This window comes from Rhizobium sp. P2_G9 (genome assembly GCF_056403475.1).
In genome coordinates this window covers 98,168-123,921 of record NZ_JBFUFK010000038.1, presented here as the reverse complement: position 1 = coordinate 123,921, position 25,754 = coordinate 98,168, and the positions used below count along the sequence as shown (strand labels likewise).

Below are 25,754 nucleotides of genomic sequence, written 5' to 3'. Positions count from 1 at the left end.
GGCTCGCCCGCTATCGGCTCCGCCTGCGCGACTTGGAGGCCTATGTCGCGATCTCCGTATTGACGTGGCAGCCTATATTCCTACCCGCTGCGGCTTTCCTTCAGGACCAACAGCCAGACGGCCGCGTTGCCGAGCGCCGAGACGTCATTCGCCTCGGCCGGCAGCAATTGGGACAGGCGCTCGGCCATGGTGCGATATCCGGTCGTTTCCAGCCGCGCTACCAGCGATTTGCCCAGGGCGGAGAGCGTGCTGCGGGCGCGGCGACCGCTGTGGAGGAGGCCGCTCAGCATGCGTTCGATTTCGTCGAAGGCATCTAACCTGCCTGAGGCGGCGAGCGGAGATACGATATCATCCGTGATGTCCGACGTATCGAGATCGGGGACGATGAAGCGGTCGGCGGAGAGCGACCAGGGTTCGCAGACGAGCACGGCGCCATCGCGCTTGACGGTGCCGGCGATCTGGCGAATCTGGCCCCATTTCCCGTCCATGGCGGTGGTGAGCACGGCGATGGCAGAAGGGGCGCCGGCGTCGTAGCTGCGCTCGAGATGCAGCATGCCGCCATCGCCCTTGAGTTTCACCGCGGCTTGCCAGAATTGGTCGCCCGGCGACCAGGATTGGCCGGCGACGTCTTCGACGTCGAAGACATGCACGTCCTCGACCTGCTTTCGCGGCCGGATGAGCGAGATCGTGCGCTCAGCGAAAGCCTGTTTGAGTGCGTCGACGTTCACCGCTGCCAATGGCGGGCGGAAGGCGAAGAGGGCGTCGCGCGGCATGATCTGCGTCCGTCCGCCCGTGCCGCTGCCGAGCGCCAGCAGGCCGTCGGCGCGACGGCGGGCGACGCTGGTCAGGAGCTGGCCGCGGCCGATGCCGGTGAGTGCGATGGCCGGCGCCATCTGGCGGCGGAGCACGGATGTGTGGAAGGCTTCCCTGTCGGTGGGCTGCGGCGAGAACAGCTTTTCCATCAGCATGGTCGCGCCGGTATCGGTGTCGGCCAGCAGGACCGAGGCGCGGATATCCGTGCCCTCCTGCCTCAGCCGTGCGCCGAGCGAGATCAGCCGTGCCTTGGCCATCGCCGTTTCGAACGGCTCGCCCAGGCCGAGTGCGGCGGATGCATCGGCCGCGCGGGTGCGGGCGAAAAGTTCTGCCGCGAGGTGCAGCACGGCGCGTTCGTCATAGCGGGCGCTGCGGGCCTCGTAGGCGTGGATCTGTTCGGCAAGTGCGTCGAGGGTGAGCAGCGCCTGGGCCGCGCCGAGCGCTTCGGCTTGCTTCCGGGCGCGGTCGATGAAGGCGACATGCGCCGAGGGACCGGCGGTCACGCCGACCTCGGCCAGATGGGCGACGAGCGCGTCGCAGGCATTGCGCAGCGTGTCGAGGCCGGTTGCGGCTTCGGCGGGGGCGGTGTCGCCGATCACTGCTTCCGCCGCGCCATCGGCGGCTCGGAAGGCGCGGATCGCCAGCGCCACATGGGCGCAGGCGCGTCCCGTTGCACAATCGCATCTGGCATAGCCGATATCGCCGGGCACCAGGAAGCGGACGGAGGCCATGGCGAGCCGTGCCGATGGCGTCTGGCCGTAATCAAGACGGACGGTCTGGCGGGCGGCGAGCAGGCGCGTGAGCGTGGTCTTTTCGGATGAGGACAGGGCCGCTTCGAAGGTTTCGAGGTCGAGTGTCGCCGGATTCCACGCCTCCGGCTCAGCGGCTTCAGCCGAGGTTTGCCCAGCCTTTTCCTCGCGATAGGCCATGGCCAGCATGACGCGGTGACGGCAGACGCCGGAGGAGGGGCAGGTGCAGGTGGCGAGGGCGATTTCGCGGCCGGCGGCCAGCCGCGTCAGCGTGCCGTCGGCAAAGCGGGCCTCGATCGTGCCGTCGTCGAGTTCGGTCAGCGTTGGGCCGGTGCCGGCGGCGAGCTCGCGCTGCGCGCGTTTGACCAGCCCGGCATTGGAGAGTTGGGTCAGCCCGTCATCGGTGAGTGCGAGGAGATCGGCTCTGGGCATGTCTAGCGTCCGATCTTCTCGGCCAGCCAGCCGGCGAGTTCGCCCGGGGTCATCGCGCCGATCTYGGCGCCGGCGGCGACCAGTTTGCGGGCCATTTCGCGGTCGTAGGCCGGCTCGGCGGCGGAATCGAGGGCGGCGAGGCCAAGCACGAGGGTGCGTTGCGATCTCAGTTCCGCCACCCGCTGCACCAGCATGGCCTGGCTGGCGCCCTCGTAGAAATCGGAAATCAGCACGACCACGGCGCGCTCCGGCGCCTCGATCAGGCTTGCCGCATAGGCGACCGCCTTCTGGATGTCGGTGCCGCCGCCGAGCTGCACCTTCATCAACAGTTCGGCGGGATCGTCGACGTCGCGGGTCAGGTCGACGATATTGGTGTCGAAGGCGACGAGATGCGTCTTCACCCCCGGCAGGCCCCAGAGGCAGGCGGCGGTAACGGCCGAGTGGATGACCGAATCCAGCATCGAGCCGCTCTGGTCGACCAGCAGGATCACCTGCCAGGTCTTCATCTGCCGTTTGTTGCGGGCGAAGAAATGCAGGTGCTCCACCGTCAGCCGGCGGGTTTCGGGGTCGTAGTGTTTGAGATTATCGCGCAGCACGCGGCGGAAATCGAGGTCGCTGGCGATGCGGAAGCGGCTGTGGCGGCGGCGGTCGACAACGCCGGAAAGGGCCAGCGCCAGGTCGCGCGACAGCTTTTCCATCAATTGCCGCACCACGTCCTGCACCAGCTTGCGGGCCATGATGAGCACGTCGGGCGACATCAGGTGCTTGGTGCGCAGCACGGCCTTCAGCAGCGTCTCGTTGGGCTCGGCGCGGGAGAGCACATCCGGATTGGTGACGACGTCATCGATCGCATAATGCTCGATCGCATCGCGCTCCAGCCGCTCGATCGTCTCTTTTGGGAAGAGGCGGTGGATGTCGTTGATCCATTGCGGCGTGGTCAGCGCCGAGCCTTCGCGCCCGCCCTGGCGGCTGATATTGCGGGCGCCGTCCTCGTCGTCGCGGCCATAGAGCCAGTCGAGTGCCGCATCCATGGCGATGGCGTTGGCCGACAGGCTGCCGCCCGCCGCCCGGCAGGCGCCATCCGCCGCCTCGCCGAGCACGAGGCGCCAGCGCGTCAACTCGTCCAGACCATCGGGCACGGTCATCGCACCGCCGTTTCGGCGAGCAAAGCCAGGCCGCGCAACATTTCGCTGGCGGTCACCGGATCGAGCTCGCCGAATTTGCGGCCATTGCCGGCACTGCGGCTATAGGGCTCCTCCAGCGACAGTTTGCCGAGTGTCTGCAGCTTGTCCTCCCAGTCGCCGCCGCCGGTGAAAATGCCGTCGCCGAAATAGAACATGGCATTGCGCATCGAACCGTCGATGAAACGCACCTGCCGCTCCAGCCACCAGATGGCGCCGCCGTCCTGTGGCGAGCCGAGAGACCAGCCGCGCGAGCCCATGCCGCGCAGGCGTGGCGACTCGACCTTGAGGCCGTCGAAACGGCTGATTTCCCATGTGGCTTTCTCGGCCTCGGTCAGTTCGTGGATTTCGCGGCCGAGTTGTGGGAAGGGCTGGGCGATCTCGTAATCGCCGAACAGCGCGCCCCATGCATCGAGCCCGCCGGGCGGCAGGTGCAGCGGATGCACCAGCCCGATCAGGCCGGAGGCATCGGCGGAGAAATCGAGGTCGAGCGTGTCGTCATTGGCATCGGTGACGGAGAGATCGTCGGCGACGCGGAAGATGGTTTTCGGCGGCGTGCGCGGGTCGCTGTCCTCGTAGACGCCCCAGACCAGGCGCTGCGTCAGGTGGCGAATCAGCGGATGGCTGGCGAAGAAGGTCCAGAAGACGTCGGGTGCGGCACGGCGTGAGGTCGAGAGCATGTTTTCCAGCCGGGTGATCTGCAGGCTGGCGACGGCGCGGGCATCCTTCTTCAGCGCTGCCCATTGCTTGACTGCCTCGGCGGACAGTTCCGCATCGTCGGATTTGTTGGGCTTGGGCAGGTCCTTCAGCCGGTTGCCCGTCGCATCCTTCACCCACGGCTTGAGGAATTCATCAAAGCCCGCGCGGAAACGCCGTTCGCCGAAGACGAGGTTGAGGCCGCCGCGCTCGTCGAGATCGAGGTCGGGGGCGAGCCGGTCGGCCAGTTCTTCCGGGGTCAGGCCGCGGGCCTCGGCAAGGGCGGCGATCTTCTCCCGCGCCTTTTCCTGCAGGCCCTTGAATTTCAGCTTCTCGGCAATGCCGTTGAGGTTCATCAGCGCCACGTCCGTGCCGATATCGGCCAGCACGTCGAGGCCGGTGACGGCGCGGGCATGCGCCGCCTCGCCGGGCCATTTGCGGATCAAGCGGGTCAGGCGGCGGGCACTCTCGTCATCGCCGATCCAGCCGAGCGCACGCATCGCCCAGCCATCCTTGGAGGGCGCCCCTTCCGCCAGCCAGGCGGAGAACAGGTCCCAGGCGAAACCGGCGAGACTGTCCGGTGTCGTCTCCTGCTTGATGATGTCGACGCCGGCATAGATCGCCTCCGGCGTGCTGAAGGAGAGCATTTCGGCCAGCGCCGCCATGGCCGCATCCGAGAGCGCGCCGCCCTGTTTCAGCACAGGCCGGGTCAGGCTCGCCGGCCTGAACCAATCCGGCAGCTTGGCGATGCGCGCCGGATAGCGGTCGAGCGGATTACGGTCGAGAACTTCGGTGACGGCTGTCTCTGCAGTTGGATCCTGCGCGGAATATTGCCTGGCGATGGCTTCGATCGCTGTGCGCCCGTCTTCCTTGGCATTGGCCAGCCAGCGCAGGGCATGTTCGGCAGTGTCGCGTGTCGCACCCTTCTTGCCCACGGCATCCGGGATCAGCCCGGTTATCGCTGTGGTGCGATGCTTGCGCAGCCAGCGCATGGCCGCTGCCCGCGCCTTCTTGAGCTTCAGCAGGGCACGGGCGGCATGCGGTGCGATCTCGGCGGCGTCGACATCGTTGGCATGATCGAGCATGGTGATGGGGTCGGCTTCGATCTGCCGGAGCAGACCCGGCAAAGCCCGTTCGCCGAAACGGGCCATCATCCCGGCATAGATGTTGCCCATGAAATAGGTCTGGATCGGCCCCGGGCAATTCCACAGCGTCAGCGCCAGCGCGTCCGGCTGGCGCTCGACGGCGGCGAACAGGGCATGCCAGCCGCTGTAAGTCACGCCATAGGAGCGAGCGCGATAAATCTCCATCGCGCGGTCAGTGACGAAGTTCAGGACCTTCCTCTCGCTGTCGCCGATTTGAGGCAATGGCTGAGATGCGGGCGGAACCTTGAGCCAGGACGGCAGCTGTTTTGCCTCGAATTCGGCGATCGCCGCCACCAGGTCGTCGGTGCTGGTGATGATGCGGGCTCGGGAAAGCCGCCACCGGTTTTCGTCGGGCGCCGGCCCGGTCGGTTCATAGCGGAAGGGCGTGGCGATCGGTGTCAGCGCGATGACCATGTCCTCGCTCTTCTTCGCCTTCTTGCGCCAGGGTGGATCACGCAACACCAGAGGCAGGCTGTCTTCGGCGGCGAGTGTCACGTTCTGGGTTTCGAGTAGGCGGTCGAGATAGGTGAGGCTGCGGGCGTCGCCGTCAGCCCATTGACGGAGCGTGGCGGCCGGATATTGCTTGAGCATGTCCATGACGCGGGCGCGCAGGATGGGCTCGCTGCGGCCGGCGGCAAGCGCTGCCAGGCATTGGCGGAAGCTGAGCGCCGGATCGGCTTGGCCCATAGTGTCGAGGGCGGCGCGTATCCACTTTTCGTGCAGGCTGGGCAGAAGCGCGGTCACCGCGCCATCCTCGCCGGTGGCCAGCATGATGCTGGCAATCAGCGTGCGGTTTTCCTCGTAGGCGTAATGCAGCATCCAGTCGAGCGCGGCGAGCGGCGACTCGCCATAGCGGCGCGCCGTGGCGATCAGCGTCGCCATGATGACCTTTGGCTCGATGCCGAAATAGCTGAAATAGATGAAATAGGAGCGTTTCGTGCGCCAGCGGTTGCCGGCGGACGGGGGAGCCTCGGCGATCAGCGGCACGAAGGAGACCGAGGCGCCGATATCCTCGCCGGCGGCTTCGGCGGCGGAGAGGACGGCGAGCGGCTTGAGATCATGCTCCGTCGCCCGGTCGTCGGCGAGGATGAAGGCGTAGGAGGCGCGTGTCTGCCACGGTGTCTGGGCATCGCAGGCTTTGGTCAGCATGCCAAGGGCGGCCTCGTATTCGTCCTCGGGCGCCCTGACCAGTGCGATGCGCAGGCCAAGGTCGATCGGCGCGCTCCAGGAGGAATTGGTATAGCTGCCTCTCCTGCGGGATTCGGTGCCGATCAGCGGCAGCGCCGCCTCGATGGCGAAGGGGGCACCGGCGCTCGCCACCAGCCAGTGCAGGAAGGCCATCATGCAGATCGTGTCGCCGGTGACCTTGCCGCCGCCGACGAGCGGGCCGCTGATCTGGGTATTGTCCATCGCCGCCAGGATATGCCTGATCCACTCGCGCGCTTCCTCGAGGCCGATGGAAGAAGCCGGCTTGCCGCCGAGCTTCGATTTCAGCCAGCCGACCGCGCCGCCGTCGCCGGATTTCGGGCCGCTGTCGCCGAGATGCTGCATGAGCCAGGTCAGCGATTGCCCCTGCGTCTCGTTGAAATCGGTAAATTCGATCCTCAGCAGCGCGACCAGGAAGGACCAGGCAGCGGCGGCGTCGAGTACGCCTTGCGGCTGGGTGCGGGTGGGCAGCGGCTGACCCAGCAGTTTTTCGAGCTGTTCGGAGGGGCCGCGCGGTGCTGCCGGGGCGGAGATGACGGCCGGTTCTTCTGCTACGGCTGCGGCGGCCACGGGCTCGGCTACAGTGGCTGCGGGCGCAGCTGCGGCCTGTGCTGCCGGTTCCGGTGCGGGTGCCGTTTCCTTCGCCTTCTCTGCGGCGGCCGGCTTGGGCTTAGGGGCGGGGGATGCCGAAGGCGTCGTGCCGGCGCCGGCGAGCACATAGCCCTTGCCGGTCTTTTCCTTGATCAGCTTGTCCTTTTCCTTGGTGGCGGCCTCGGCACTGTCAAAATCCTTGTCCTTGGTCTGGCCGGCAGTGCCGATCCGGCCGTAGGTGACCGTCAGCGTCTTGCCCTCTACCGAGACTTCCCAGAATTTCGATGACGTGCCCTCGACGAGTTCATAGCGTTGCATCCGTCTCTCCTCAGCTTTGTTCGTCACATCCGTTGTTCGTCACATCAGTCCAGCACGCATGAGCCGCTCAGCCACCACCGCTTCCAGCGCGATCGCCGCAGCCTGGTTGGTGATGTCGGCGTGCTGGCGCATCCATTGCAGCGCCTCGATCTCGGCGCGCGCCTCGCTCCGGCCATGGGCGCGCAGGAGGGTGCGCGCCAGCCTCTCCCGCTCGCGCGGAGGGAAGAAGACGAAGGCCTGGCGCAGAGCGGGGAGCGCGCGTAAAAATTCGTCGTCGACCCAGCCGGTGACCAATAGCCTGACGGCCTCGATCAGCTTTTCCTCCGTGGCAATCTCCTCCCGCGCTAGCGCGAACAAGCCGGCGAGGAAATCGCCCAACTGGTCGGGCCGGCTGAACTGGCGCATGCGGCCGGCAATGCCCGATGTGTCGTTTTCGCCGCAGGCGACCAGCGTGCCAAGGGCTGCGCCGGCCAGTGCGGGCGCGGACTGGCGATCGGCCGCCGCGCGGGCGAGGGCCGCGATCAGTGCGGCGCGATCGATAATGAGATCGGGGCAATCGCGGATCATGTCGCGGCAGGCGATCAGTGCGTTGATGCTGCGCAGGCCTTCCTGCTGGTTATGGATGGCTTCGATCAGCCAGAGCACGCGGGCAAACAGGGTTTCGCAGAGCCGACCGAGGCCATCGCGGGTCTGGTCGCCGAACACGTAGCCGAAGCGGTGCAGCCTGACCGAATCCAGCCCCACCGCGCCAATGGCGCCGATCTCGTGCGATTGCGCGATGCCGGCGGCGATCCTGGCCGTCAATTCGCCCTCGACATCGAGCAGGCCGGCGAACAGGCAATCCGCCAGGCAGGCCGAAAGACGGGCGAGATCGCCGCCCGCCTGCGCCACGCGATCGGCAAGCAGGGCGGAGGCCGCCATCGGCAGCGTGCCGCCCCAGCGCGACGCCTCGATCAGCATGCCCTCGGCATCACGGTGGCGCACCAGGCGGAAAACTTCCTTCGGCGCTCTGGTCTGCGGGCGGGTCGGGCCTTCGATCCGTTCGAGGCCGGGCAGGCCGAGCAAGCACAATCCATTGAGCATCTGAGCGCGGGCGCGGCTTTGCGGATCGCTCCAGTCAAGCGCCACCTGACGCGGCGTGTGGCCGGGCGTCAGATCGGCATCCGCCAGCCGGGTTTCGACATCGGCAATCAGCGGCGGGCGCCGCGTACCCACGGCCAATTGCCCGGCGCGGTCGCCGGTCAGGGCGCGCAGCATGGCGACGAGGGCAGGGTGGGTGCCGGGGCGGACCGCGCCGGCCTCGGTCCAGGCGGCGGGGGCATCGAGGCCATCCTTCACCAGTGTCGCCAGGGCCGCTTCGAGCAGGTCGGCGCGCAGGATGGCGTGGTGGCCGCGCGCCATCGACAGGGCCTGCGCATGCGCCCGCCAGGCGATGCGGTCGGCGGTGGAGACGACTTGTCCGGCGGCGCGCAATGCCTGGGATATGGCCATCTCCGCCCAATCGGCGGCAGGGCCGAGGCCTTTTGCCCGTACCTGTTCGTAATAGGCCGGCGAGGGCATGCCGGAGGCGTAGCCGGTGAAGCGATCGAGCCGCCGGTAATCATAGGGTACGACATAGCTGCCGACGCGCTCGCCCTCAGATGGCTGAGGGATTTCCGGCCGCGTGCCATCCGCCGCAAGTGTGAGTCGCCGGATCGCCTCGGCATGCCAGCCGCCGCAGACCAGCACGACCTTGCCGCTCCCGGTCTCGTGCAACGCCCAGGCCGCATGTGCCGCCATATGGGTTTCGCGCGCCCATTCCTGCGTGTCTTCCGCGCCTTCGGGCCGTAGCAGGTCGAAATAGCGGTCGAGCCGTTCGGCAAGTTCGGCAGGCGCCGCTTGCTCGGCCAGCGCGTCCCAGACGGCGTCGCGTCCATCCTCGCCCAGCGCCTTGCCGAGCGCCGTCTCGGCTGCGGCGGCGCGGGCGGTATGCGGATCGGCATAGCGGTTGGCGCGGTCGCCGAAATCGCGGTGCCAGGCCGGCAGGTCACAGAACAGCGGCGTGGCGCCGACTGCCCATGCCGCCTTGAGCGCCTCCCATTCCGGCGAATAGTCGCAGAACGGCGTATAGGAGGCGAAGATGCGTGCGGGTGTCGCATGATAGCTGAAGATCGCCACCGGCAGCTGCTGCTGCAGCCGGAGATCGCCGATATGCGGATTGAAGTCCGCAGGGCCCTCGATCAGCACGAAGGCCGGCTTGAGCCGCGCGATGGCATCCGAGACCATGCGGGCGCAGGCCGGCGAATGATGGCGCACGCCCAGAACTGTGAGCCTGCCGTCGCCCTCGCGCGCTTTATCCCCGTCAGGGCGTGAGAAGATGCCGAGCCGCATAGAGCGCCTTCCATGCTTCGCCGGTGCGTTTTGCCGCCTTCTGCTCCAGATAGCGCCTGAGCTTGGTGAGGTCCTCGGCATTGTCCTTGGCGGCGGTGCCGGCCAGGCATTCGACGATATCCTCCGACCGGCCGCGGTCGCCGCGCAGGAAATGGCCGCGCACGCCGACGGCATGGGCCACACTGACCGCTTCGGCCGTGCTCATCACCGAGCTCAATTTCTCCATACCGCCCTCGATCGACAGGCCGTCGCGCAATTCGCGGAAGCAGGTCACCAAGACTTCCAGCACGTCGTCATCCGGCACCGAGGGCACGCCGGAGCGGGCGAGCAGCTTGCCGGCCTCGCGTTTGACCAGATCGAGCTCCTCCTGCGGGTCGCGGATCGGGAAGACGGTCTCGAAATTGAACCGCCGCTTCAGCGCCGCCGACATTTCATTGACGCCGCGGTCGCGGGTATTGGCCGTGGCGATGATGTTGAAGCCTTCGCGGGCAAACACCATTCCATCCTCGCCCGACAATTCGGGCACGGCGAGCACCCGGTCTGACAGCACCGAGAGCAGGCTGTCCTGCACTTCGAGCGGGCAGCGGGTGATCTCCTCGAACCGCACGATCCGGCCGTTCGACATGCCCTGGTGGAGCGGCGCCGGCACCAGCGCCCGCCGCGACGGACCCTCGCTGACCAGCAGCGCATAATTCCAACCATATTTGATCTGGTCCTCGGTCAGCGATGCGCCGCCCTGGATCGTGAGTGTCGACTCGCCGCTGACAGCTGCCGCCAGGAGTTCGGAGAGCAGGCTCTTGGCGGTGCCGGGCTCGCCGATCAGGAGCAGCGCCCGTGATGTCGCCAGCGTCACCATCGCCCGCTCGACCAGCGAGGGCGAGGCGACCAGCTTGGCCGTGGCACCATTGCCGCCGAGAATGAAGGCTTTCACCGCCTTGAGCGACAGGTTCCAGCCAGGCGGCCGCGGCCCGCTATCGGTGCGTTTGAGTGCTTCAAGTTCCTCTTCATAGGCGATTTCTGCGGGCGGGCGTTGGATGGAGGCAGTGCCGGATGGGCCGAGCATGGGGCGTTCGATCCTGACTTTTGCGATTCATATCTTGGGCGTTTTGAATGTGCGGGCGCAGATTACACGCTTGAAAAGAGACGCATATGGGGATGGATTTATTTCCGCCAATTGTGCTTTCCGGATGACAATCTTATCGCAGGTCCGCACGGGTAAATCCCCGTCCAGCCAGTTCTGCATGGACGCCAGAATGATGAATGCGCCATCGCTGACGGTGAAACCGTGGCCGATCTCGAAGCGCCGATTGAAAGTCATGTCTTGACCGCGTGAGGACATGCACCGCAAATGGCGTCACCAAGCCCTCTTCCCGAGGCTGCCGCGTGGACGGCGGACCAGGGCAGCGGCCCGGAATTTCTCCTCTGGGCCGAGGTGATCACAAAACCAGTGGGCCGTCCGGTCGCATCCGGTCAATCCAACGACAAGGTATCAGGCAGGACGAAATGACAGTGCGAATGGCAATCATCGGCGCGGGGCTCATGGGAGCCGACCATGCCAGGATCGTGGCGGAAGAGCTTCCCGGTGCCCGGCTTCAGGTCGTGTGCGACAGGGACGACGTGCGTGCGCGGCAGGTGGCCGATGCCCATGGTGCCGAGGATGTGGCAACCGATCCCGGCGTGGTGATCGCCCGCGCCGATGTCGACGCGGTGATCGTCGCCAGCCCCGATTTCACCCATGCGCCTCTGTCGATGGCCTGCATCGAGGCGGGCAAGAAAGTGCTTTGCGAAAAGCCGCTATCGCAATCGCCGACGGAATGCCTGGATGTGATGCGGGCGGAGCAGGCGGCCGGCGCAAGGTTCGTCCAACTCGGCTTCATGCGCCGGTTCGACCGCTCTTATTCGGAAATGAAGCAGGCGCTGGCGGATGGCACGCTGGGCCGGGCGCTGATGATGCACAATTTCCACCGCAACGTGGCAACGCCGGCGGCGGATTTCACCGGCGCCATGGCGATCACCAATTCGGCGCCGCATGAATTCGACGTGGTGCGTTTCGTGCTCGGCTGCGACTATGTCTCGATTTCCGCCTTCCAGCCCAGGCGCTCCGACGCGCTGGTCGCGCCCGTGTTCATGGTCCTGGAAACCGCGGATGGGCAATTGGTCAATATCGAGATCAACAACAACGCCGCCTATGGCTATGACGTGCGTGCCGAACTGGTCGCGGAAAAGGCTTCCATCGCCATCAACCCGGTCGCCTTTACCAAGCTCGATCGCGAACTCGGGCAGAGCACCGGTTATGACACCGACTGGCGCGGCCGCTATGCCGACGCCTATCGCCGCCAGAACCGGGCATTCCTGCGCTTTGTCGAGACCGGCGTGTTTCCCGACATCGCCTCGACCAGTTGGGATGGATATTGCGCTGCCGTGGTCGCCGAAGCGGGCGTCAAGGCGCTGGAGGAAGGCCGGAAGATGCCGGTCGAAATGATTGCCAAACCGGAGTTCTACGTATGAAATCGGGTTTTGCCTCCGATCGCCTCGGCGGCCTGCCGTTCGAACAGATGCGGCAGAATTGCCCCATGTCGTGGCCGAAGTCGTGCCATGCGCCGCACTGAGTTCCCCGTCGCCAGGACGTGCCGAGGGAAATTCTCAGCAAAATCCGTTGAGTTTAAGGATCTTATACGCCTCGATCGCCGCGCGAAGCTCGCCCTCGGAGGCTCGCATGCCCTGGTTTGCATCGGGATGATGCATTTTCAGCTTTTCCTTATAGCGGCTCTTAATTTGCTGCGGGGTCGCATCTTGCTGAATACCGAGCGTCTCAAAAGCCTTGGCTTCGAGCACTTTGAGCTTTCGTTTGTGCAAATCGGCGCCATGCGCCTTGCGATCCGATGCGCCTCTTCGGGCATTCAAGGCCTTGGCGGGGCCGGAGCGGGCAGTGGACGGAATAGGTATCTCGGTTGACTGGCTGACACTGGTTCCCCAGGTCGGCCGACTGCCGGCTGCCGCTTCCCTCTGGTAGCGGGCGACCTCAGGTGCCGAGAGATCTGGCGAGAAATTGTATCCTCTGTTGTATTCCTTGATGTGTTCGGAACAGAACAGCAGGAATAGGCCCTCGGCATCCCGGCCGACAGGGGCGCGGTGCGTCCCGGACTTCGCGCAGCCATCCCACTGGCATTTCGGGCCGGTGGGTTGGTTTTCAGGGGATGATTTTTTGCGGGTGGATCTAAGGCCCACAAAGATTTTCGAATCAGACGTCATGGCTTGTGTATGACGGCAGTGCGCCGCCGAGGCAAGAATTGAGGGTTTATTTTTCAGCCGGTGCGGCCGAATTCGCGATGCTGCACCTCAATTCCCCCAAAGCACACAGCTTGACACGCCAGGTAGGAGTGACCTGGGTCCTCTTGCTATCCCGCGGTCGTCCAAGTGCGCAATGGCTGTAGCCTTTCGTATGATCCAACAGACGCTCACGCAGAATAGTTTCGTGGGCCGCCCTCTCCCATTCTCCTTGCACCGACCGTCCGGAACCCGATCAGGGACGGAGGTACGGTAGATCAACGGATTGCAAAAGGAGATGAAGATGAGAAGCGAAGTGCCAAGCAAGGGATTGGAATGGACTAACCTCATTCTGGGTGCAGGCCTGGCCTGTGCCGCGTTTCTATTCGCAGGCGCGCCGGCCGCCGCCTGGGATGCCGGTATCGTCGGCACGCTGATTGCGTGCTGTTCTGCCGTGGCTCTCTATCGCTATTCGGCCTGGGCAGAATGGTCCAACCTGACCTTGGGCTGCTGGGCGGTGGTAGCACCTTTCCTGCTCGGATTCGGAGTACCGGGGAACCCGATGTGGACGCATGTCCTGCTCGGGCTTTGCGTCGCGACGATCGCTGCCGTGCAGCTTTACGGCGACCGCACCGAGCATGCGCCTTCGAGCCGCAAATCGAGCGACCTTTGACAATGCGCAGCGGCCGCGACGATCCAAGTTGAACGCGACCGTCGGCGCAATGCAGATCCACAAAACGAGGCCCAGGCCGCCCATAGGCCTGGGTCGTGATTGTTGGCTGAAAAGTGATCGAGGATCCTATGAACAACGACTATGACCTGCAGCGGTTCATCGACGGACAAGATCCGATCTATGACGATGCGCTGTCCATTCTCCGGCGCGGCGGGATGTGCAGCCCGTATATGGATTTCATCTTCCCGCGGCTCGGCGGCAACAGCGGCGATCTCACGTCGAAACCTTTTGCCATCACCTCGCTCGACGAGGCGCGTGCCTATCTGGCGGTTCCGGTGCTGGGCGGCCGATATCGCGAATGTATCGGCGCACTTCAGCATCTGCCGCAACTGAGCGCCCACACCGTTTTCGGTGACGTCGACGCCAAGAAATTGCATGCGTCGATGACGTTGTTTTCCGAAGCGGCCGACGACGAGTTTCTGCTGGAAACCATGCTTGACGTCTGGTTCGACAATTTGCTCGACCCGGACACCATGCGCGACCTCGCAAGAGGGTACTGAGATCCTGCTCATGCCGTATGATGATGGACGCCGCCAGCCGGCTGCAGCCCATTTTTGCTTTGCTTCCGCCCATTCCAGCCCGCCCCGAAAACTCCGCAACGGCAACGTCTCCTTGCAATGCATGGATTTCCATGAGTTGCGGCTGAAGCGCCGCAGGATTACGCTTGGGACATGAGCTCGCCAGTCCCAACGCCGAAAACACGCAACGCTGACGGTCTTCTGGCTTTCCTTGTCCGGCAGGAGCAGCTGATCATGCGCGTCTGGTCGCACCGCCCCCACGTCCTGCATCTCGGTCTTTTCACCATAGCCTATGTCCTGGGCTGCGGATTTGCCCAGTTGCTGGCCATCGTGCCGGGAACGGGCATTTCCATCTGGCCGCCGAGCGGGCTTTTCATCGCCACGCTTGTGCTCGCTCCACGTCGAAGCTGGCCATGGTGGGTGCTGGCCGGCTGCGTGGCTGAATTGTTCGCCAATGCGCTGTGGTTCCACAGTCCTCTGCCTGCAGCCTTCCTGATTAATGTCGGCAATGCGCTTGAAGCGATGACCGGCGCGTGGCTCGTGGGCCGGACGCTCAAATCACCGGTTCGGCTGGAGACCCTGCCGGAAGTCCTGGCCTTTGTGGTTCTGGGGGCCGGAATTGCGCCGCTGGTCAGCGCGACCGTGGGAAGTGCGACTTTGGCGTGGTTCGGCATCCTGTCGCAAACCTTCACTGCGGCCTGGCCGCTGTGGTGGATCGGGGACGCCACCGGGGTCCTTATCGTGGCGCCGCTGGCGCTGGTCACTTTGCACAACTGGCGTGGCAAGGCCGAGCTTTCGGCTGCGCAATGGATGGAAGCCGGTGTCCTGGGGCTGATCCTGCTTGGTGTCGCGGCCCTTTCGCTGAGCGGTTCTTTGCCATTTGCCTATATCATCATGCCGCCGCTGCTTTGGGCCGCGGTTCGTTTCGAGTTCAAGGGCGCCGCCGTCACCTTGGCTCTGCTGGCGCTGATCACGGCCATTTTCTCCATATCCGGCATCGGTCAGTTTGCCGGCGATCCCGAGTTCCAGAAACACAAGCAGATCATGCTGCAGCTTTTCCTGGCGATCTCGGCCTTTTCGGCGCTGATCGTGGCCGCCATATCCCGGCAGCACCAGCTGGCATTGCTGACATTGCGCCAAAGCGTAGAGGCTTTGCGTGACCGGGAGCGGGAGCTCTCGCAGCTCGTGGACATGGTTCCGATCCCCATCTGGCGTCTGGCATCCGACGGCAAGCCGACATTCTTCAACAAGCGCCTGATCGACTTTCTCGGCCTCGGCGTGGCGGATTACGACAAGCCGGGCATGACGCCACTGGCGGCCGCCATCGCGGCGGTCATTCATCCCGACGATGCAGCCAGAATGGGAGAAGCGCTCAACCACTCCCTTGTCACCGGCGAGGGCTTTTTGCTGAAATACCGCCTGCGTCGTGCGGACGGCGTCTATCGTTGGGTGGAGGGCCGCGCGGAGCCGATGCGCGATGAGGACGGACGCATCGTCCAATGGTACGGCCTCGCCAACGACATCGACGACCAGCTGCGGGCCGAAGAGGTGCTGCGGCAAAGCGAGCGGCGGCTTCAGGAACTGATCGACGCCGTGCCGGCCATGATCTGGAGCGTGACGGACGAAGGAAAGCCCGACTACGTCAGCAAGCAGTTCACCGATATGGTGGGCGCCACGCTTGCCGACATGAGGGCGCCCGATGGCGTGGCGTCACTGAATCTGATCCATCCTGACGATAAGCAAAGGGCAGCACAGGCACTGGCCGATTCGCTTGTCAGCAGACGACCCTACAGCCTGAGGCTTCGGCAAATTCGGCACGATGGCGTCTATCGCTGGGTCGAGGCGCGGGTTGCGCCTCTGCATGATGAATCCGGTGCCATCCTGCGATGGTACGGCGTCAACGTCGATGTCGACGACGAGGTCCGCGCACAGCAATTGTTGCGCGACCGCGAGCGGGAGATGTCGCAGCTCGTGGACATGGTTCCCAGCCACGTCTGGCGTTTGACCCCCGACGGCGAGCCGACGTTCTTCAACAAGCGCATGGTCGATTTCCTCGGTCTCGACGTGGCGGACATGGACAGGCCGGGCATCAGCCGGCTGGCGGCGATGATCGAGGCCGGCGTGCATCAGGACGATGCCACGGCATTTGGCGATGCGCTTCGCCACAGCCTGGCGACCGGAGAGAGCTTCGCGCTGCGATATCGCATGCGCCGCGCCGATGGAGCCTATCGTTGGATGTCGAGCCGTGCCGAACCGATGCGTGACCAAGCCGGAAGCATCACGCAATGGTATGGGATCTGTCACGATATCGATGACCAGATGCGGGCCGAGAAAGCCCTGCTGCAGCGAGAGCGGCAGCTGCAGCAGATGATCGATGCCGTGCCGGTGCGCATCTGGAGTGCCGTGCCCTCGGGTGGATCGATCTACTTCAACAAGCGATACCAGGACCATTTCCGCGCCGTGGGCGCCGACGTCGATACCGTAGCGCGACCGCGCATCGAAAGCCTGCTGCAGGAATTGATCCATCCCGAAGATGCCGAGCAGGTGCAAGGCACGTTACGGACCTGTTTCGAAACCGGCACTGGCTCCACGATGCGGTTTCGCTGGCGCGAGAAGGCCGACAGTTACAGCTGGGCGGAGTGCAGGATCGAGCCTCGGCGTGGGGAAGACGGGTCGATTGCCGAATGGTATGGCGTTTCCCTCGATGTCGATGAAGAGGTGCGTGCGCAGGAGGCATTGCGGGAGCGGGAGCGGGAGCTGTCGCTGCTTGTCGACATGGTTCCGGTTCACATCGGCCGTATGTCGCCCGACGGGGAGCCGACTTTCTTCAGCAAGCGGACCCTGCAATCCATCGGCATCGACCATGTCGCGGCCTGGGACAAGCCGGAGATGAGCCGCCTGGCGGCGCTCATCGGTGCAACCGTGCATCCCGAGGATGGGCCGCGCATGCGCGAGGTGATGAAGCACGCGCTGGCCAACGGCGAACCCTATTCCATACGCTATCGCCGGCGCCGCGCCGATGGGGTCTATCGCTGGATGGAGGGCCGCGCCGAGCCGTTGCGGGATGAAAAGGGCGTGATCGTGCAATGGTATGCGGCCGCCATCGACATCGATGAAGAAGTGCGTGCGCAGCAGGCGCTGCATGATCGGGAGCAGGAACTGCAGCAATTGATCGACGCCGTGCCGGCTCTGATCTGGGCCACGACACCGGAAGGAACGCCTGTTTATGTCAACAAGCGCTTCCGGGATGTGACGGGCGCGACGGTCGAAGATATCACCGCGCCGGATGGCTCGCCGTCGCTCAGCGTCATTCATCCTGATGATCGGGAGACGGCCCGGCTGGACATCAACCAATCGTTCAAGACCGGCGTGCCCTATATTCAGAGATATCGCCAGCTTCGCGCCGATGGCAGTTACCGTTGGACCGAGACCCGCGCGGAACCCTTGCGCAACGATACCGGCGCCATCGTCCACTGGTACGGCGTCAGCGTCGACATCCACGATCTCGTGACCGTGCAGGACGCCCTGCGGCAAAACGAGCGCCGCTACCGCGACCTGTTCCACTACATGCCGATCGGCCTCACACAGGTGGATGCCAGCAAGCTCATTCCGCTATTCAAGGAGTTGCGGGCGCTAGGGGTCACGGAACTCAGAACCTATATCGACGAGCACCCGGAATTCCTGCCGCGCGCGGTGCAGGCTCTGGAGGTCGAGGAGGTCAACCGGCATATCGTCGAGATGTTCGGCGCAGAGGATGCCGATGAGATGCTCGGGCCGATCAGCCGCTACTGGCAGCCGAGCATCGCCACCATACGCCGCTCCATCGAGGCGCGGTATCGCGGCGAGGAGGTGTTTCAGGAAGAGACCAGGGTGGCGCGGATGGACGGCACCGTCATGGACGTGCTTTTCACCACCGCCCGGCCCGGTGCCGTTGCCGACAAGAGCCTGGTGGGCTTCATCGACATCACCGAGCGCAAGAGGGCCGAGGAGGCATTGCGCAGCCGCGAACGGGAATTCTCGCAACTGGTCGACATGGTGCCGAGCCTGCTCTGGCGGTTGAATCCTTCCGGCGAGCCGGTTTTCTTCAGCAGGCGCATGGTCGAGTTCCTTGGTCTGGATGTCGCCGATTACGATGATCTGGAAACGATCGGGTTGCCCGCAGCGATCACGACACTCGTCCATCCCGAGGATGCAGCCCGGCTGACAGAAGCGCTTGACCACTCCTTCGCCACTGGCGAAACCTTCTCCCTGAATTTCCGGCTGCGGCGTGCCGATGGGGTTTATCGCTGGATGTCCAGCCGCGCCGAGCCGTTGCGGGACGAGAGCGGACAAATCGTCCAATGGTACGGCCTGTCGCATGACATCGAGGATCAACTGCGTATCGAGGAGGCCATACGCGAAAGAGAACGTTCGCTCTGGCAACTGGTCGAAACGCTGCCCGCGATGATCGATTGCGCCGCGCCGGATGGCGAGCCTGTCTATCGCAATCCCCAGCTCCGCGACTTCCTCGGCTACAAGCTCGAAGCGCTGGATGGAACGGGGAAATCCCGGCTGGAAGGCACGCTCGATGCCGGCGTTCATCCCGACGACGTCGCTGGCGTCAAGGAGGATTATGCCCATTCGCTGGCCACCGGCGAGCCCTATGCACGGAGGCATCGTCTGCGGCGCTTCGATGGCGAATATCGTTGGGTCGAAACACGCGCTGCGCCGATGCGCAACGCAGAAGGCACGATCGTGCAGTGGAATGTCATGTGCCTGGACGTCGATGGCGAGGTCAGGGCAGAGGCAAAGTTGCGTCTGGCGCAGGAGAGCCTGGCGCGCGCCAGCCAGGTCGCGAGCCTTTCCGAGCTTTCCGCTTCCATCGCCCACGAGGTGAACCAGCCCTTGGCGGCCGTCGTAGCAAACTCGCATGCCTGCCAGCGCTGGCTGCTCGCCACGCCACCGAATATGGAGCGGGCGCAGAAGACGGTGGAGCGCATCATCCGCGATGCAAACTCGGCGGCGGACGTGGTCAGCCGCATCCGCGCCCTGTTCAGGCAATCGATCGATACGCGGGCCTATATGGCGATTTCGCTGGTCGTCGGCGAAGCGCGCAACCTCATGGCCGACGAGGCGGTGCGGCGGCGCGTGCGGATGGATGTGAAGATCCAGGCCGATCTTCCACTGATTGCCGTGGATCGGGTGCAGATTCAGCAGGTCCTTGTCAACCTGATGCGCAACGGCATGGAGGCGATGGACGCAAGCGATGGCGACAAGGTGCTCGGCATCCGCGTGCGCCACAGGGAGGATGCCATCGAGACCGAGATCAGCGATCGCGGCCCGGGCGTGGAATTCCCCGAGAGGATGTTCGAGCCGTTCTTCACGACGAAAGAGGACGGCATGGGCATGGGGCTGGCGATCTGCCGCTCGATCGTCGAGTCGCATGGCGGACGGTTGTGGGCGGAGCAGAACGATCCGCATGGTGCGAAGTTCATCTTCACCCTGCCGGTCGAAGACAAGGCGGCGCCATGACCAGCGACGATCACATTGCCTATATCGTCGATGACGATGAACGCATCCGGGAGGCGCTCAGCGAGCTCCTGGACTCGCACGGCATGCGCGCCATCGCCTTCGGATCGGCCGGCGATTATGTGAATGCGGACAAGCCGGATGTCCCCGCCTGCCTCATTCTCGATATCGAATTGCCCGATATCAACGGCCTCGACCTGCAGAGCCAGATCGCCGAAGGCGATCATCCGCCGATCATCTTCATCACCGGGCATGGGGATATTCCATCCTCCGTGCGCGCCATCAAGCATGGCGCCGTGGATTTTCTCACCAAGCCGTTCAGCGATGCCGACCTCATGGGAGCAATCCACGCCGCGATTGCGCAGGATCGGCAGAAGCGGGCGGAACGCGCCGAACTCGGCATGTTGCGGCAACGCTATCTCGATCTGACGCCGCGGGAGCGGGAGGTGCTGCCGCTCGTCATCAGCGGTCTTCTCAACAAACAGGCGGCGGCCGAACTGGGGATCAGCGAAGTCACGCTGCAAATCCACAGACGCAACGTGATGCAGAAAATGGCGGCGGCATCGCTGGCCGATCTCGTGCGCATCGCCGAGAAACTGGACATACCGATTACCCACTCGCGACGGGTGGGAGGGAATTGATCATGAATGAGACAAGACATGTTGTGGCAATTGTCGACGACGATCCAAGGCTGCTTGAATCGGTGGGCGACCTGTTGGAGTCGGCGGGCTATGTGGCCCGCAGCTTTCCGTCGGCGACATCGCTGCTCGTCAACGGGCTGTCGGACGTGGACCTGCTGATCACCGATATAGGCATGCCCAGCATGGATGGCTTCGAACTGCGCGACCTGGTGAAGCGGTTGCGTCCGGAGCTGCCGGTCTTCCTGATCACGGGCCGGCATGAAATCGCCGATCAGAGCCGTGCCCAGGGGATCAGCGGTTTCTTCCGCAAGCCCTTCGACGCGCAGGCCCTGCTCGCGGCCATCGCCAATGCCTTGAACACATCGAAAAATGGAGCGTGACATGAGAGTTGACCAGCCGTTCCAGCGGAAATCGGCACCGCCATCACCGCAGCGGAGAAGCGAACGGGATCAGCCGCTTGTCATTGTCGTCGACGATGACGCATCGGTGCGCGAGGCCCTGTCCGAGCTGATATTGTCGGCCGGTTTCGAGCCCGTCAGTTTTGCCTCGACCCGTGAATTGCTTGACGCCGATGTCCTGGACAGTCCCGGCTGCTTGATCCTCGATGTGCGCATGCCGGGCGTAAGCGGCCTGCATCTGCAGCAGCATCTGGCCGAGAACGGCAATCCCAAGCCGATCATCTTCCTGACCGGGCACGGCGACATCCCGATGACGGTGCAGGCGATGAAGGCGGGAGCCGTGGATTTTCTCACCAAGCCGGTGCGGGACCAGACGCTGCTCGACGCCGTGACAGCGGGCATTGCCATGGACGCCGAACGACGGGTTCAGGCGGCGGTCGCCAGGCGCAATATCGAACGGCTGGAGACATTGACCCAGCGCGAGCGTGAAGTTCTTTATGAAGTGGCGCATGGGCGCCTCAACAAGCAGATCGCCTTCGATCTCGGCATCAGCGAAGTGACGGTCAAATTGCATCGCAGCAATGTCATGCACAAGATGGAAGCCGGCTCGATCGGCGAACTGATCCGGGCATGGGAGACGCTGCCGGCCCATATGCGTCAGGCCGGAGCGCGCTAAAGCGTAAACCGCCCTGCCGGAGATGCTTCCGGCAGGGCGGTTCGAATCCAGCGCAACACGCGCTCAGGCCGAATGCCATATTCGGCGGTTAAGCTGCCAATCCTTCCTGTTGCATCGCCATCTGCACTGCGGGCCTGGTCTTCAAGCGCGCCCGCAAGTCTGCCAGTTGCGGCGAAACCTCGACACCGAACCGCTCGGCCCAGAGCAGCATGACGAACAGATAGAAATCGGCGACCGTCGGCTCGTCGCCGAACAGGTATTCCGTCGTCAGCCTGTCGGAGAGCAGCTTGAACCGGGCGGCAAGATCGGCTTTCGCCTTGGTTTTTTCGGCCTCCGTGCTGGCATGCCACATCGGCTTGAAGCCGCCATGCAATTCCGTCGAGATATAGGTCAGTGCTTCGAGGACGCGGGTGCGTCCAAGAGGCCCGGCGCCGCCAAGTTTGGGGAACCGGCTCGCCAGCCAGTCGAGGATGGCGATGTTTTCGGTCAGTGTTTCGCCATTGTCGAGCACCAGCGCCGGGACATATCCCTTGGGCGTGATTGTGTTGAAATCGCCGCCGGAGATTATCCGTTTGGTTCTCAGGTCGACCTGCTCGCGCTCATAGTGTGCGCCTGATTCCTGAAGAGCGATGTGATCGGCGAGGCTGCATGCCATGGGGCTATAATAGAGTTTCATGATTGGCTTCCTTTGAAGAGTAGAGCGTGGTTTTCGAAGACAGGTTTTCCAGGCCCGGCGGCCCCCTGGAATGCCTTGAAAGCCTGCCAAGCATGATCTTGTAGGCAACCAGGAGCGGTGCCGCGGCGACGAACAGCAGGGCAATGGCAAGGAAGGCGGTTTCAAACGAGATGACCGTGGCTTGTGTCGCGACCTGGCGGCCGAGCAGGTTGATCGCGGCTTTGGTGACGGATCCGGGCTCCACGCCTTTTGCCGCCAGCAGACTGCCAATCTGGGCAAGGCGATCGATCACGGCCGTACGGCCGTTGGTGAGATTGGCGCCGAGGACGGCAAGGTTGCGCGCGGTCTGATGATCGATCAGCGTCAGCAGGCTGGCTATGCCGATCTGGCCGCCGGCCAGCCTGCCGATGTTGAACAGGGCCACGCCATAGACGAGGGTGGAGCGCGGCAGGTTGGTGAGCGCGATCAGTGTCAGCGACAAGAACAAGAGCCCCAGGCCAAGGCCGCGAAGCTGGATCGCCAGCGACATGTCGGGCGCACCGCTTTCGCCATTCGATCGCGAAAGCATCCACATCGCGGTCATGAATATCAGGATGCCGAAGGGCACGGTTGCGATTGGCGGGAGGCTCCGGAGGCTGATCAGCCATGCGACCAGCAGCAAGGACGCGATGAATAGGAAGCCGCTGGGCAGCAGCAGCCAGCCGGCCTGCGTCGCGGTCATCCCGAGGACGGAGACGGCAAAGGCAGGAATGACATAGGCGCTGCCGCTCAGGGCAAAGCCGGCGACGAAGCTGACGGGAAAGGCGAAGGCAAAGTCCGGGTCACGGAACACTGAAAGCGCGATCAGCTTGTCCTCGTGACGGCCGAACAGCGAAAGGACAAACAACACCAGCGCCACGATGCCAACGCACGCCAGCACGGCAATGCGGCTGTCGTCGAACCAGTTCCATCGGCTGCCCTGGCTGAGCACGTAGGTCAGTGCGACCGCTGATGCGGCGAAAAGGGTGAGGCCGGGCCAGTCGAGCCCGCCGCTTGACGCTTCCACGCCGCGCAATTCGCCCCCAGCGATGACCAGTACCAGCGCCAGGAGTGCGGTCGCAAACGCAGTCAGGAAAACCCAGTTCCATGACCAGTTGTCGATCATCCACCCTGATATCAGCGGCACGAAGGTGGCGGGTGCGACCACAACTCCGATGGCAAACAGCGATTGGATGAGTGGCTGTTTGCGCTGATGAAAGAGCTGGAGCAGGGCGGTCTGACCCGAGACGATCAGCACGCCGCCGGTGAAGCCCTGCAGGAGCCTGAATGCTGTGAGCAGGTTCGCATCCAGCGTCAATGCGGCCAGTCCGCAGCCGAGGGCAAGGAGGCCCGTGGCGGCGCGAACCGCGACGGTGCCGGACAGGACATTGATCAGCCAGGGGGTGATTGCAAATGCGATCAATTTCGCGGCCGTGTAGCCGATATCGAGCCATGCCAGTTCGTCCGGGGTCGCATGGGTGTCGCCGATCATGTCCAGCCGGCCGGTGGAGACGGCTGTGCCGGCGATGGCTTCTGCCAGGGCCGCAAGGCTGATCCCGGCGATCAATATCCATCCACGCAAGCCTATTGCGGCTTGCTGCAGCGACTGTTCACCATTTGCGGCGGCGGCCGGCATCGTTGCCATCACTTGTCTCCCGCCAGCGCATCGATCCGCACGGCAACCTTGGCGGAGAGGCCCGGAACCAGCCGGCCGGGCAGCGGATTGCTGGAAAGGCGGATCTTCACCGGGACCCGCTGGACGACACGGATGAAATTGCCGGTCGCATTGTCGGCCGGCAGGAGGCTGAAAGCGGAGCCGCTGCCGGGTGCGAAACTGGCGACCACGCCCGCGATCGCGACATCGCTGAAGCCGTCGACGCTGATGCGGACGGGCTGGCCGATCTTGATATGCTCGAGCTGGGTTTCCTTGAAATTGGCGATGATCCAGACATCGGCAACCGGCACGATGTCGATCAGCGCCTGGCCCGGCGTGACGTAGCGGCCCAGCCTGACCTGGCGATTGCCGATCACGCCATCGATCGGCGCCCGCACCTCGGTATTCCTGAGATCGATGCGGACGAGATCGCGGGCGGCGGTTGCCTGGGCGATTGTCGCTTCGGCGGCTTGCTTTTGCGCCGCGATGACGTCGAGCTTGCGGCGTTGCGCGGCAAGTGCGGCTTCGGCGGCGACAACGGCGGAATTTGCCTGGTCGCGCTGGGCCTGCATCACGTCGACCTGCGCCTGGCTGGTTGCCTGGGTGCGGACGAGATTGAGAACGCGGGAGAGATTGCGTTCCGCCAGCAATTGCGAAGCTACTGTGGCCTGGCGCTGGGCATCGGCCTGGGCGATGATTGCCTGCTGCAGCTCATATTCGGCCCGATTGTTGGCCAGCGTCGCACGCGCGGCGGCAAGATTGGCCTCCGTCTGGGCGAGACGAGCGCGATAATCCCGGTCGTCAATGGTGAAGAGCACCTTGCCGGCCTTGACCGCCGCATTGTCCTCGACATCGATCTTGGTGACATAGCCGGCGACGCGCGGCGCAAGCGAGGTGATGTCGCCGCGGATATAGGCATCGTCGGTCGTCTCCTCGAAACGGCCGGTCTGCCAGTATTGGAGACCCCAGGTGCCGGCAAAACCCATCAGCAGGCCGGCGATACTGACAAGAATGGCAATCTTCAGAATCCGTCTCATGGCGCTGCCTCGTATCGATCGTGGTTGGACACATCCGGGGTGGAATCGGCTTCACCGGGGATCTCGGAGAAGCGCCGCTCGCGCCAGTCCGCCTTGGCCTGTTCGATCCGTTCCGGCGACGACGAGACGAAGTTCCAGTCCATGTATCGCGGTTCGGGGAAGGGCTCGCCGCCCAGCAGCAATAGCCGTGCGGCATGGAAGGCGGGTGCCTTGAGGATGACTTCGGCGCCGGGTTTCAGCAGCACCAGGTCGCCTTCCGCGAACATGCCGGCCTGGCCGACGATCTCCAGTTCGCCGGCTATGACATAGACAGCACGCTCGACATGCTCGGGCCGCGCCTGATAGCGCGCGCCGCTGGTCAGCACGATTTCTGCGTAGACCAGGTCCGACAGGGTCTTGACCGGCGCGATGAGGCCGTCGGACTCTCCGGCAATCAAGGTGAATTCGACGCCGTCGGCATAGGTTCGCGGCACGTCCTGCGCCGGATGGTATGCGAGATTGGCGTCGACCTCCTCGAACCGGGAGGGCAGCGCGACCCAGGCCTGGATGCCGAGGAAGTCGCTGCCGGATATCCTGTCTTCCGGCGGCGTGCGTTCGGAGTGCACGATGCCGGAGCCCGCAGTCAGCCAATTGACGTCGCCGGGACGAATGGTCTGCACGCCGCCGAGGCTATCGCGATGAACGATCTCGCCATCGATCAGATAGGTCACCGCCGCAAGCCCGAGATGCGGATGCGGCTGCATGTCAAACCCCTGGCCGGCTTCGAACAGCGTCGGGCCGAATTGCTCCAGGAACACGAAGGGGCCGACCATGCGCTGATGCGCTTCGGGCAGGACCCGCGTGGAATATGCCCCACCGGACCGGGCGTCACGAATACTCGGACAGGCGTCACGGGTCATCGGACGGGCGTCACGAACCGTCGGAATCCGGATGGCGCTTGCGCCGGAAAAGTCGCTTGCAAACAGTGACATTGGCTCGATCTCCTCGTGGCCGGCGTTTGCCGAGGCGGCAATTGGCTGCAGCAGCCTGCCGGTCGCAGCGAACTGCTTTCGGGCCTGAGGTTAGCGAGGGGTGATGCGGGCGGGTATTATCACGAGGTATCGAAGCGACTACGCGATCGTATCGGA

Annotated in this window: 18 protein-coding genes; 8 read left to right on the top strand and 10 right to left on the bottom strand. The window is 64.3% G+C overall.

Translation table 11 applies throughout. The features are described 5' to 3' along the window. Positions 1-80: 80 nt before the first annotated feature. The 5 genes from AC1DYF_RS28030 to AC1DYF_RS28010 are packed head-to-tail and all read right to left on the bottom strand — an operon-like array spanning position 81 to position 10,564. Positions 81-1,994: an SWIM zinc finger family protein gene (locus AC1DYF_RS28030; RefSeq protein WP_477880552.1), complete on the bottom strand. Its 1,914-nt coding sequence runs from the start codon at positions 1,992-1,994 to the stop codon at positions 81-83. A 2-nt stretch (positions 1,995-1,996) separates the two neighbouring features. Further along, complete coding sequence (locus tag AC1DYF_RS28025) at positions 1,997-3,139, bottom strand: VWA domain-containing protein (RefSeq protein ID WP_477880550.1); 1,143 nt, start codon at positions 3,137-3,139, stop codon at positions 1,997-1,999. Next, positions 3,136-7,131 (bottom strand): WGR and DUF4132 domain-containing protein, encoded by a 3,996-nt coding sequence (locus tag AC1DYF_RS28020; protein WP_477880548.1) that lies wholly within the window; start codon positions 7,129-7,131, stop codon positions 3,136-3,138. Before AC1DYF_RS28020 ends, AC1DYF_RS28025 begins: the two co-directional genes overlap by 4 nt. 39 nt (positions 7,132-7,170) lie before the next feature. Beyond that, positions 7,171-9,501: a DUF5682 family protein gene (locus AC1DYF_RS28015; protein WP_477880547.1), complete on the bottom strand. Its 2,331-nt coding sequence runs from the start codon at positions 9,499-9,501 to the stop codon at positions 7,171-7,173. Next, a complete protein-coding gene (locus tag AC1DYF_RS28010; RefSeq protein ID WP_477880545.1) occupies positions 9,473-10,564 on the bottom strand; it encodes an ATP-binding protein in 1,092 nt (363 codons plus the stop codon). The genes AC1DYF_RS28015 and AC1DYF_RS28010 overlap by 29 nt, the downstream gene beginning before the upstream one ends. On the opposite strand from AC1DYF_RS28010, the gene AC1DYF_RS28005 reads away from it, so the two are divergent. Both AC1DYF_RS28005 and AC1DYF_RS28000 read left to right on the top strand, forming a co-directional pair. Continuing rightward, positions 10,563-10,826, top strand: coding sequence for a hypothetical protein (locus tag AC1DYF_RS28005; RefSeq protein ID WP_477880543.1), 264 nt, complete (start codon positions 10,563-10,565; stop codon positions 10,824-10,826). The genes AC1DYF_RS28010 and AC1DYF_RS28005 overlap by 2 nt on opposite strands. Before the next feature lie 178 nt (positions 10,827-11,004). After that, positions 11,005-12,009: a Gfo/Idh/MocA family oxidoreductase gene (locus AC1DYF_RS28000; protein ID WP_477880541.1), complete on the top strand. Its 1,005-nt coding sequence runs from the start codon at positions 11,005-11,007 to the stop codon at positions 12,007-12,009. A 135-nt stretch (positions 12,010-12,144) separates the two neighbouring features. Here the strand turns inward: AC1DYF_RS28000 and AC1DYF_RS27995 are convergent, their stop codons facing one another. Beyond that, on the bottom strand, positions 12,145-12,753 hold the full coding sequence (locus AC1DYF_RS27995) for a J domain-containing protein (RefSeq protein ID WP_477880539.1): 609 nt from the start codon (positions 12,751-12,753) through the stop codon (positions 12,145-12,147). 319 nt (positions 12,754-13,072) lie between these two features. Between AC1DYF_RS27995 and AC1DYF_RS27990 the strand changes: the two genes are divergently transcribed. From AC1DYF_RS27990 to AC1DYF_RS27965, 6 genes are all read left to right on the top strand, one after another. Then, positions 13,073-13,441, top strand: coding sequence for an SPW repeat protein (locus AC1DYF_RS27990; protein ID WP_477880537.1), 369 nt, complete (start codon positions 13,073-13,075; stop codon positions 13,439-13,441). Between the two features lie 128 nt (positions 13,442-13,569). Beyond that, positions 13,570-14,001, top strand: coding sequence for a DUF1810 domain-containing protein (locus AC1DYF_RS27985; protein WP_477880535.1), 432 nt, complete (start codon positions 13,570-13,572; stop codon positions 13,999-14,001). Between the two features lie 249 nt (positions 14,002-14,250). Further along, the gene (locus AC1DYF_RS27980) at positions 14,251-19,530 is read left to right on the top strand and encodes a PAS domain-containing protein (protein ID WP_477880607.1); all 5,280 of its coding nucleotides are present in this window, start codon (positions 14,251-14,253) and stop codon (positions 19,528-19,530) included. Continuing rightward, entirely contained in the window at positions 19,527-20,168 is a 642-nt protein-coding gene (locus AC1DYF_RS27975; RefSeq protein WP_477880533.1) for a response regulator transcription factor, read from the top strand. Before AC1DYF_RS27980 ends, AC1DYF_RS27975 begins: the two co-directional genes overlap by 4 nt. 2 nt (positions 20,169-20,170) lie before the next feature. Further along, positions 20,171-20,548: a response regulator gene (locus AC1DYF_RS27970; RefSeq protein ID WP_477880531.1), complete on the top strand. Its 378-nt coding sequence runs from the start codon at positions 20,171-20,173 to the stop codon at positions 20,546-20,548. Between the two features lies 1 nt (position 20,549). Beyond that, positions 20,550-21,242, top strand: coding sequence for a response regulator transcription factor (locus AC1DYF_RS27965; protein ID WP_477880529.1), 693 nt, complete (start codon positions 20,550-20,552; stop codon positions 21,240-21,242). 88 nt (positions 21,243-21,330) lie between these two features. Here AC1DYF_RS27965 and AC1DYF_RS27960 read toward each other — a convergent pair whose 3' ends face one another. Genes AC1DYF_RS27960 through AC1DYF_RS27945 form a run of 4 tightly spaced genes read right to left on the bottom strand, consistent with a single transcriptional unit; the run spans position 21,331 to position 25,598 of the window. Further along, the gene (locus AC1DYF_RS27960) at positions 21,331-21,918 is read right to left on the bottom strand and encodes a glutathione binding-like protein (protein WP_477880527.1); all 588 of its coding nucleotides are present in this window, start codon (positions 21,916-21,918) and stop codon (positions 21,331-21,333) included. Continuing rightward, a complete protein-coding gene (locus AC1DYF_RS27955) occupies positions 21,902-23,581 on the bottom strand; it encodes an MFS transporter (RefSeq protein WP_477880525.1) in 1,680 nt (559 codons plus the stop codon). The genes AC1DYF_RS27960 and AC1DYF_RS27955 overlap by 17 nt, the downstream gene beginning before the upstream one ends. After that, positions 23,581-24,627, bottom strand: a complete 1,047-nt coding sequence (locus tag AC1DYF_RS27950) for an HlyD family secretion protein (RefSeq protein ID WP_477880523.1) — start codon at positions 24,625-24,627, stop codon at positions 23,581-23,583. Before AC1DYF_RS27950 ends, AC1DYF_RS27955 begins: the two co-directional genes overlap by 1 nt. Then, complete coding sequence (locus tag AC1DYF_RS27945) at positions 24,624-25,598, bottom strand: pirin family protein (protein WP_477880521.1); 975 nt, start codon at positions 25,596-25,598, stop codon at positions 24,624-24,626. The genes AC1DYF_RS27950 and AC1DYF_RS27945 overlap by 4 nt, the downstream gene beginning before the upstream one ends. Positions 25,599-25,754: the final 156 nt, after the last annotated feature.